Source organism: Aestuariivirga sp., from assembly GCF_044238155.1.
Lineage (GTDB): Bacteria > Pseudomonadota > Alphaproteobacteria > Rhizobiales > Aestuariivirgaceae > Aestuariivirga.
Map to the genome: position 1 here is coordinate 1 of NZ_JBIIDX010000131.1, position 9,856 is coordinate 9,856.

The 9,856-nt window shown below is 56.1% G+C and carries 10 protein-coding genes and 1 pseudogene; 5 read left to right on the top strand and 6 right to left on the bottom strand.

Annotated features, from left to right (window positions below):
• From ACILRN_RS13045 to denD, 5 genes are all read right to left on the bottom strand, one after another.
• On the bottom strand, positions 1-601 hold a 601-nt coding region (locus ACILRN_RS13045; protein ID WP_395688937.1), incomplete at its 3' end, for a DMT family transporter.
• Between the two features lie 83 nt (positions 602-684).
• A complete protein-coding gene (locus tag ACILRN_RS13050; protein ID WP_395688939.1) occupies positions 685-1,299 on the bottom strand; it encodes an HD domain-containing protein in 615 nt (204 codons plus the stop codon).
• Complete coding sequence (locus ACILRN_RS13055; protein WP_395688941.1) at positions 1,286-2,167, bottom strand: DMT family transporter; 882 nt, start codon at positions 2,165-2,167, stop codon at positions 1,286-1,288. The genes ACILRN_RS13050 and ACILRN_RS13055 overlap by 14 nt, the downstream gene beginning before the upstream one ends.
• Entirely contained in the window at positions 2,167-3,195 is a 1,029-nt protein-coding gene (locus ACILRN_RS13060) for an Ldh family oxidoreductase (RefSeq protein WP_395688943.1), read from the bottom strand. The genes ACILRN_RS13055 and ACILRN_RS13060 overlap by 1 nt, the downstream gene beginning before the upstream one ends.
• Positions 3,195-4,175, bottom strand: coding sequence for a D-erythronate dehydrogenase (denD, locus tag ACILRN_RS13065; RefSeq protein ID WP_395688945.1), 981 nt, complete (start codon positions 4,173-4,175; stop codon positions 3,195-3,197). Before denD ends, ACILRN_RS13060 begins: the two co-directional genes overlap by 1 nt.
• A 271-nt stretch (positions 4,176-4,446) precedes the next feature.
• Here denD and ACILRN_RS13070 point away from each other — a divergent pair, with 271 nt between their 5' ends.
• The 3 genes from ACILRN_RS13070 (at position 4,447) to ACILRN_RS13080 (ending at position 6,521) form a co-directional block, all read left to right on the top strand.
• On the top strand, positions 4,447-5,058 hold the full coding sequence (locus tag ACILRN_RS13070) for a L,D-transpeptidase (protein WP_395688947.1): 612 nt from the start codon (positions 4,447-4,449) through the stop codon (positions 5,056-5,058).
• A 5-nt stretch (positions 5,059-5,063) separates the two neighbouring features.
• A complete protein-coding gene (locus tag ACILRN_RS13075; RefSeq protein WP_395688949.1) occupies positions 5,064-5,510 on the top strand; it encodes a hypothetical protein in 447 nt (148 codons plus the stop codon).
• A gap of 189 nt (positions 5,511-5,699) precedes the next feature.
• Entirely contained in the window at positions 5,700-6,521 is an 822-nt protein-coding gene (locus ACILRN_RS13080) for an outer membrane protein (RefSeq protein ID WP_395688951.1), read from the top strand.
• A 65-nt stretch (positions 6,522-6,586) separates the two neighbouring features.
• Here the strand turns inward: ACILRN_RS13080 and ACILRN_RS13085 are convergent, their stop codons facing one another.
• Positions 6,587-7,951: an amino acid permease gene (locus ACILRN_RS13085; RefSeq protein ID WP_395688953.1), complete on the bottom strand. Its 1,365-nt coding sequence runs from the start codon at positions 7,949-7,951 to the stop codon at positions 6,587-6,589.
• A gap of 989 nt (positions 7,952-8,940) precedes the next feature.
• On the opposite strand from ACILRN_RS13085, the gene ACILRN_RS13090 reads away from it, so the two are divergent.
• Positions 8,941-9,213 (top strand): hypothetical protein, encoded by a 273-nt coding sequence (locus ACILRN_RS13090; protein ID WP_395688955.1) that lies wholly within the window; start codon positions 8,941-8,943, stop codon positions 9,211-9,213.
• A gap of 109 nt (positions 9,214-9,322) precedes the next feature.
• Positions 9,323-9,856, top strand: a pseudogene (locus ACILRN_RS13095) (helix-turn-helix domain-containing protein); the annotation flags it as partial.

The following is a 9,856-nucleotide window of genomic DNA, read 5'->3' on the forward strand; positions in this document are numbered from 1 at the left end:
AGGCGAGGGCCATTAAGGCGGCTACGATCATGTAAACAGCGTTAACGTAGAAGGCCATGACCGTGGTTGAGTCCCGCGAACCGAATTGCCGTGCGAGGATCATCGATAGAGCGTACGCCGCTGCACTGAAAAGGCTGAGCAGAGCAGCAGGCTTGAACAAACTTGATCCCGGCTGCAGGATGACCACGACGCCTATGAATCCCAGTACTACCGCTCCCCATGAACCTAGGCTGACATGTTCGCGAAGCGTAACGGCAGCCAGAAGCGTCACAAAAATTGGTGCCGTAAAGAACAGTGCTATGGCCTCTGCCAGCGGCAGGGTCGGAAACGCCAGATAGTAGGTTGTATAGGAGATGAGCAGGATTGCTCCCCTCAGGACCAGCAATGGCCAGTTCTTGGTTCTTAACGATGTCAGTCCGCTCTCGAAATGAACCATCAGGGCAAGCAGCGGCAGTCCGACAATTGAACGCAGAACAATGGCAAGAGTAACGGCGTAGTCTCCGCTCAGGCTCTTCAAAATTGCGTCTTGGAGCGAGAATACAAATACCCCCGAGCACAGGCACAGAACACCAATCAAGTTGCCACGGGAAAACGAGGTCATATCACTCTTTCGGACGAAGCGGCGCTTCAGTCACCTTTCAGCAGGAGAGGGCGCAGCGCGTCTGGTTTGGTGTCGCGGCCATCCTAGATCAAGTTGGCCGGCAACAGCGGCAGCCCCTTGACCAAGCCCTCCTGCCGAATGGCTGGGTCGTAGGCCTTGCGCGAAAAGACTTCCCGGACCATCGGAACGAAGAATTCGAGTGGAGCAGTCTCATAGTCCGGGTCGAATGACGACTGATCCCATCTCTCGCAAAATTCGACGCAGGACTGGAAGTAGGGTGACCCACGATATTTTTCGCGCTCGTGCTGGTTCCACCCATAGTGGTGCGCATAATAGTACATCTGGAAAGCGGCATGATGTTCGACAGTCCAGACAACCTCCTCTCGGAGGTAGGGACGAAGGATCTCCGCAGCAAACCGATCATGGTTTTGCGGAGCGAGTCCGTCGCCGATGTCATGGAGCAGTGCGGCTACAACCCAATCAACATCGGCTCCCTCCCTCCAAGCACGCGTTGCTGCCTGAAGACCATGTGTAAGACGGGCAATCTTGTAACCTGGCAGCGTCTCTGACTCCTGCAATTGAAGTTCGCGCAGCACGCGGTCTGCTGTCCCGCGGATGTGATCTTCCTCAAGCGGTTGGAGAAACAGGTAATCTTCCCGACTGCCATCCTTCATGGCTGTGAAATCAACGGTTTTCATCTGGCGTCCGCTCCCGGTTGAATATGTATAAACCTGATCCGATGATAAGCGCGGCACCGGCCCAGGTCCAGATGTCAGGCCAATCACCCCAGATCACAAGTCCAAATATCGTGGCCCAAACGAGCGAAGAATAGCTAAAGGGGGCGACGACGGATGCTGGGGCACAACCAAAGGATCGGATCAGGCACAGGTGGCCAAGCCCGCCTGCTACACCACTCAAGACCAGAAGACTCCACTCGAAAGTCGAGGGCCACGCCCAGAACCATGGAACCATCAGACTGGTTACGGCGGCTCCCGCAGCCGCAGTGTAAAGCAGGGAGGTCAAAGGATCATCTCTGCGAACCTGACGCGTCAGAATCTGGTAGTTGGCGTTAAAGAATGCTGCGAGCAGAAGGAACAAGACCCCATAGCCATGAGCACCCATTCCTTCTGTCCATGGCCGCACAACGAGAATAGCTCCGGCAAGCCCAAAAAGGACCCCAGACCAGCGGCTGAGCGACACTCTCTCGCCCAAAACCGGAATCGAGAGCACAGTCACCAGTATCGGGTTCAGAAACATGATCGTCGTGGCCGTGGCGAGAGGAGTCGATCGGATTCCTGCATTGAACAGACCCGTGGTTGTCATCAGCAGGACAGACCTCAACAGTTGGCGTTTCGGATTCTGACTCACGACAAGAGACGGAAGACGCCGTCCGCACGCGATGATGGCCACCAGAGTGGCAAAGAAGAACCTCGCCCAGGTAACCTGCACGAGGGGCAAGTGCTCGAGCAGATGCTTCATGATCGCGTCAAGTGTGATGAAGCAGAACATGGTCGCAAGCATCCACAGGATGCCCTGTGCTCGGTTCTCGTTTTGCTCAGCAAGCATCAGATATGAAAGGCGACGCCTGAACTTGCGGCAACAGTGGCCAGTTCGGCAGAGAGACCATCGGGAAGCGGAATTCCATCTCTCTCGCGCCGACGGCGGCGCTCCCACTCGGGGCCACCAGCAGCATAGGTTCCGGGTTGCGCTTTGAAACCATCGAGATAGGTCTGCAGCCTTGCAGAAAAAGCCTCGAGTGGCATAAACAGGGTAGGGTCGATTGCCATAACGAAATGGCCAACCTTTGTATCGGCCAGTGCGAGGCCGTCCAACTCAGATGACAGGCGCATGCCGGTCAATATGGCACCAAGCACCTCTGCCATGCCGGCCAGAGCCGCCCCCTTATAGCCAAAATCTGGCCCCCCGGCCGGAGCAAGCGCCACAGCCTGATGAGGATCAGTGACAAAGGCGCCCGCCTTGTCGACTGCCACTCCCTGTGGCAGTTCCAGGCCTTCGGTCCGGAAACGGAGAACCTTGTTCCATGGAATGGCGCTTGTCGCCATATCGAGGAGGAAGGGATCGCCGCCATTGCTATTGGGTGCAGCCAGTGACAGGGGGCTTGTACCGTGAATGGGTCGGCTCCCACCATGCGGCACCACGAAAGCTCCCGAGTTGGAGGCGACGAAGCCAATAAAGCCTGCTTGAGCTGCCGCTAGAGTGTAGGCGCCGGCGGCGCCAAAATGGGTGGAATTGATAATGCTTGCCATACCGATCCCGCAGTCTCGTGCGATGGCGCAGGCCTCATCCATCGCCCGATACATGGCAATGTGTCCAAGCCCGTCGTCAGCGTCGACCAAAGTGGCTGCTCGACGTTTCTGTTCCACCCGGAGCGCGGGGCTTCCCTTCGCAACACCTGTGCGCAGGCAATCGGCATACCAGGGCAGGAGCCGAATTCCATGACTATCCACCCCATGCAGCGAGGCATGCATCATTGCCCAGGTGGCGGCTTCAGCAGAGGGCCTGTCGGCGCCTGACGCGATCAGAACATTGGTTGCAAAGTCAGCAAGGAGATCAGGTCGGGCAAGGATCGACATCAAGCAATCTTGCCGTCCAGTTCGTCCGCAACATGAACGCGGATGATCTCCTCAAAACTTGTCTCGGCGGTGAAGCCGAGTTCCCGGCCGCGGCGCGCCTCGAAATTCCTCGGCCAGCCTGAAACGATTCTGATGATGGTTTCATTGGGCTCCCGTCGGATCCTTGCCACGACCCGGTCGCCAGCCACTTTGCGCAGCGCCTGGATTTGCTCACCCACCGTGCAGGAAACCCCGGGCAGCGTTACATTACGGCGGTTACCTAACTCACCGAGAGTCATGGTTGCCGCATGCAGCAGAAATCCAGTAGCTGCCCGCGGCGATGCGTGCCAGTGCCGGACATCCTCCGATACGGGCAGAACGGCCTCGTGGCCCGCCAGCGGTTCGCGGATGATGTTTGAAAAGAACCCGGATGCTGCAAGGTTAGGCTTGCCAGGGCGAACACAAATGGTCGGGAAACGAAGTCCGATCCCATCGAAGAATCCACGCCGGGTATAGTCGGTCAAGAGAAGCTCGCAGATAGCCTTTTGCGTTCCGTAGCTGGTGAGTGGCGTAGTGAAGTAATCGTCGGGTATGGCCTCAGGAAAGGGCGCCCCAAACACTGCGATGGACGATGTGAACACCAGCCTCGGCCTATAGCCGTTGCCAGCCTTGCGAATTGCCTCGAAGAGATACCTCGTTCCGTCCAGATTGATCCGATAACCCTTCTCGAAGTCCGCTTCCGCCTCACCAGAAACGATTGCCGCAAGATGGAAGATGATGTCCGGTCGCAAGGCAATCAGCTTTTCGGCCTCTCCAGGAACAGAAAGATCGCCCAAGTGAGTATCGATTGGAAATACTGCAGTTGGTGGTGGCGCAGGCAGCACAATGTCCTGTCGGACGAGGCTGGTGATCTGCGCATGTCCAAGCTGCCCGTCCTTGGCCAGGCGGCCAATAAGCTTCGCCCCCACCATGCCGCCGCCACCAATCACGAGAATCTTCATGCCCTTGCTCCACTTGAATGGCAAAGCTTAGGCAGAAGCGCAGATTACCTACAAGTGCAAGCGCCGCATGCCCCGGTTCAGTCCGAATCAGAGCCTGTGGACAAGAAGTGGCGGGATTACCCATCGGCAATCTAAGATTGTCCCGCTCAAATCCTGCACGCAAAGGCAGTGGTTCTTTGACGGCAATCGGCAATATCGTTAATAAGTACTTAGCGTTTGGTCCGCATTTTGGTACGTAGTTTTTGACAACAGGGTACCTGACGAGAGGACCATGATGATTTCCCGCCGTGCAGTCCTGACCGGAGTGTCAGCCGCCCTTTTTTCGGCACCGTTAGCGGTTTCCGCTCGGGCGGTGGGTAGCGAGGATGATCCCTTTCCACTGCCGCCGTTCAACTACAGCAAGTTGCCAGAAGCCTTTCGGCCAACTGTCGTAAACTACACCGGACGGCAGTGGCCTGGCACCATAATCGTCGACACTCGCGCGCGGCAGCTGTATCTGGTTCTTCAGGGCGGCAAGGCAGTGCGTTGGGGTTGCGCGGTTGGCAAGGACGGTTTTCGATGGGCCGGACTGGCAGATGTCGGTCGAAAGGTGATGTGGCCGCGTTGGACTCCGCCCAGGGACATGATCGCGCGCAGCCCGGAAAAGGCCAAATGGGCGAATGGTATGCCAGGAGGTCCGGATAATCCGCTTGGCGCTCGTGCTCTTTATCTGTTCCAGAACGGCAATGACACACTCTATCGAATTCATGGAACCACGGACCCCATGTCGATTGGACACAACGCATCATCAGGTTGCATTCGAATGATTAATCAGGATGTGATCGAGCTTTATCGCCGCGCCCCGATCGGTACGCGAGTGGTCGTGCTCGCCGAAGGAGTGTGATCGTCATGAATCTGGGTCACTCTGTCGCGTCATCTTGTTTCGTGCTGTCCCTGTTAGGCCTGACAGTAGCCGCGTGTTCAACAGGGGGGATGCAGCAGCCCGATCTTGCGCCTGCGGCCGCGGTTACGACAGCTCCGCTGGCGCCGCCCGAGGCGCTTCCTATTGGCCCGATGACGGCAGCAGACATCAGCCGAGTTTTAGGAGAGCGTAAATTCACTTACGCGATGCCGGGCCGAAAAGGAACCGTTATGTTCTACAGGGACGGTACCTTTGAATATGATGAGGCCGGCAAGGGTGCTGGTACAGGCATTTGGCAGGCGTCTGACGGTAAATTGTGCGAGGCGCGGAATCCGACGAGCTTTCTGCCCAAGGGGACACCGTCCGTCTGCAGTCCGATCACGTCAGATGGCACACGGCTGACCGCCGGGACCATGCAACTGATCCCGCTTTAGAGATCACACTGACACTGAAAGGCGCAAAATGTGCGCCTTGCCTTGTGCTTCCGTCAGGTTGGAGCCTTCTTATTTGTTCGCATTTGTTCGGACTGGCTCCTTCGGAGTTGGGTGCGGTTAACCTGTCATTAGCCCTTAAATGCCATTCTTGGTTGAGGTTTGATGAACGAACCCAACTGAGGTGTTCTCATGAAAAAGTTCCTTCCCGTTCTTTCGATGACGGCGATTTCAGTTCTGACGCAAACCGCGACAGCATCTGACCTTGGATTTGCACCAGCGTCCTTCGATTGGCGGGGCGCATACTTTGGCGCCAATCTCGGTGCAGGATTAAACGACAGCGCGATTTCTGGCCAATATGCGTATCGCGGGTCCGGAACGATACCGCCTGCTACCTCGGCTCTCATCAACCAAATGGCTTTTGATTTTGACCCGACGGATGCGGCTTTCACTGGGGGGGTCAGCGTAGGGTACAATTGGCAGTACAGCAGCATCGTCCTGGGACTGGAGGCCGACATGAGCTATTTCGATGCTAGTTCAAGCCGGACCAGGAATGTCAATGGCATCGTGAACCCAGTTCTTACGCCCGATGCAACGCTTGCAACACAACGCCTTGAGGCAACTGGCGAATGGTTCGGCACGATAAGAGGGCGCCTTGGATATGCGATGGACAATATCCTGCTCTACGGGACAGGTGGATTTGCCTATGGCTATGCAAAGGCGTCATCTGATTTCCAGGCTACCAATGGGACTGAATTTCTCAATTGGAACGGATCGGATAATGGCTGGACCTTTGGTTGGACCCTTGGGGGCGGTGTGGAGTATGGCGTCGACCGTTGGACGGTCGGCCTCGAATATCTGTATGTGGATTTGGGCTCCTACGAATGGCACGTCGATGGTGATGTCAATCTCGCGAACGCCGGAGATGAAGCGATCTGGCAGGATGTTCGTGACAGCGGAAGCATGGACTATGCCTTCAGCTTGGTTCGCGGCACCGTGAAGTATCGATTCTGACTCGGAAGAGCCCTGATCAAACGAAGTGCTGTGGCCTGTCGCCAGGCCACAGCAGATGCCATACGTTAGCGAGTAGCCGACTTTGAATTCGTGAAGCGGTAACCGATTGCAATGAGCACCAGCAACGCCATGCCGACAACTACGGTTATCCGCGTTGCCTCGGAAGCAATCAGGATCACAACAACTCCCGCCAGAAAGAGCGCCGCAAACACAGCCGAGAAGGGCCAGACAGGCATGTTCCAGGCAGCCAAGGGTTGGCCCTTGGCCGCCTGGTCCTGACGGAAGCGCCAATGGGTGTAGAGGATAGTCATCCAGATCAGGATGCCGATGAAGGTTACCGCAGCAGTGAGATATTCGAAGGCGTGCGACGGAATGAAGTAATTCAGAAGAACACCAATGAACAAGACAAAGATCGTCATATACATTGCGCGCGCAGGCACGCCGGACTTCGAAAGCACGCCAAACGTGCTTGGAGCGTGGCCATTGCTTGACAGCGTATGGAGAATGCGACCACTGCTGAATATTCCGCCATTGCATGATGACAATGCCGCGGTGATTACGACAAAGTTGATAACGCCTGCCGCCGTTTTCAGGCCCATGCCTTCAAAAACCTGAACAAAGGGACTGCCATTCACGCCGATCTCGTTCCACGGAAAGATCGACAGGATAACGAAGAGTGATCCAACATAGAAGATGATGATGCGCCAAACGAAAGAATCAATCGCCATAGGTATGGTGGTCTCTGGCGACTTGGCCTCGCCAGCAGCAATGCCTATCATTTCCACGCCAACATATGCATAAATCACCATCTGCATGGCGAACACCAGCCCCAGCAGCCCGTTCGGTGCAAAACCGCCATGTGACGTCAGATTAGAGATGCCCGCAGGCTGCCATACGCCTGGGAATCCGAATATGATTACGAAAGCTCCCAGCGCTATCATGATGAGGATCGTGGCAACCTTTATCAGAGCAAACCAGAATTCGAATTCGCCAAAGACCTTTGCGGCCGTCAGGTTTATTCCACCCATGAAGACGATTGCACTCAATGCCCAAATCCACTGCGGAGAGCCAGGAAACCAATACTCCATATAGATGCCGACGGCAGTAACCTCGGCGATTGCGATGATGCTCCAGTAAAGCCAATACCCCCAACCAACCAGGTATCCAACGAAGGGGCTGACATAGTTGGTTGCGTACTGGGCAAAAGAACCGGTGACTGGAGAATGAAGGGCCATCTCCCCGAGCGCTCGAAGCACCAGAAACGCCACCAATCCCGCCACGGCATAACCGAGAAGAATCGATGGACCTGCGAGTTTTATTGCCGATGCAGAACCCAGAAACAAGCCGACGCCTATTGTGGACCCCAATGCAAGTAGCCGCATCTGTCGCACGCCAATGGCGCGCTGAAAACCCACAGTATTTGATGACATTCCTAATTCCCCCCGATTCTTGGTTTGTTGGACGTTTGCACTAGATGTGTTGGATTGCAATATTTATGCCAATTATTCGATCTTTACTAGCATAATGAAATTCTTGACTACATGGGGTTGGTCTCGCTTTAGCAACTAATGCGGAGTTGGAGAATATTACGTCGACGTGACCTCTGGGAAAGCGAACGCGCTGCTCGACGGCAATATCTTGGGGCACATGCGCCAGCAGGGAGCGGCTGTTCTCGAAGGCCGCGTCGAGCAGGAGCACTGACAGCAGAAACTGATGGCAGGGCAACCTCGAACAACACGCGGCAAGGCCTGCAACGTGAGGAATCGTCGTGGGCCGCTAAGCCAGCGGAAACTGCTGTCGTGCCGCGGCAGGTGCCCACATCATGGTGGCTGCTCGACCTGACCTCGGAGGCCCGAAGGCCGTGCTGCCATCGGCTAAACCAACCGTAAGCGATGGGCTTAGTGACGGCCCGAACGTGAGTAACTATCCAACCCGCCGGCTACCGCCGGCGAGGACGAGAAGTAGAGCCGTGAGTGAGACCGACTGGATAGCAGACGAACCCCAGAACTTCACGCGCGAAGTCCCGCGCGATCTTGGAGATGAGTTACTTGGCGGCAGTTGCCACAGACATCCACCATATCTGAAACTTGAAAGAAATTTGGAATTACAACAGAATTCGGGGAGAAGCCGGCTCGGCAAGCCATTCGTCGAGTGACAATTGGCTTGATGCTTGCGAGTGAGTAAAGTCAGAAGGAGGAGCACAAACGTGCTAGCGCCGCCAGATTTCATGTACTGGCTTCACCCAGTGCCAATATTTTTTCACTTCTCTGCGTGGTGGGCGCCATCGCTTTTCATGGAGCAAGGCAGCACAAGAGCTAAGTAGTCCTTGCAGAACATCTACACTGCGATCATCAGTTGGCCCACAGAAGAGTATGGAGACAAGGTGCAGCAAAGTCGACTTCTCGCGGAGTACGATAACTTGTCGACTGCCCGCCAGGAGCGCTTGTCAATCGCTCAGGACAGGGTAAGCGGTGGCCAGTGGGCTCTCGTTGAAGGCCTTATCATAACGCTGCTTGTCGTGGTTGCCATGAGCCATGCAGACTTTCGAATCGCCGCAAGAGTTTTACTGGGCGCGATCGCGACGGCAGCCAGTCTCCTGCTGTTCGTAATCATCATGCATGACAGGCCATTCGTCGGCTATGGGGCACTAGGTCCCGAACCCATCCTTACTGCCCTAGGCGCCAGTCCTTGATCAGGTCCAACTCGTGTCGTTGGAGCGTTCGACCGAGGTCATTGTAGATATCTACGATCCTGTGAGACATCCCGTTTCATGGCCCTGTTGGGCCGGGAGTATGTCTTCGATGACCCAGAAAGATCGCGAGATTCAGCGCAGGTTGAGGATCCTGAAGCATGCCGAGGAGACGGGGCATGTCGGCCGGCCCTGCCGGTACTTCGGCATTGGCCGAGCCAGCTTCTACCGATGGAAGGCGGCCCTGGAGAAGTATGGCGAGGCTGGTCTAAGCCGCGGGAGGCCGATCCCGAAGAACCCCAGGAACCGCACACCGCCAGAGATCGTCGAGAAGGTACTTCACCTGCGGAAGACCTACCATCTGAGGCCAATGCGCATCGTTTGGTATCTGGCGCGCTACCACGACATCAAGATCTCCGGAGCCGGCGTATCCCGCATCCTCAAGCGCAATGGCCTGAACCGGCTCCCATGAGGTACGAGGCTCCGCAAGGTCCATACCACCCGCTACCAGCAACAGGTGCCGGGCCATCAAATCCAGGTTGACGTCAAGTTCCTGATCTTCCGGGAAAAAGACGGAAAGCCGATCAAGCGTCACCAGTATACCGCCATCGACGAAACTACGCCCGTCGAGGCCCTCAAGGTCTAC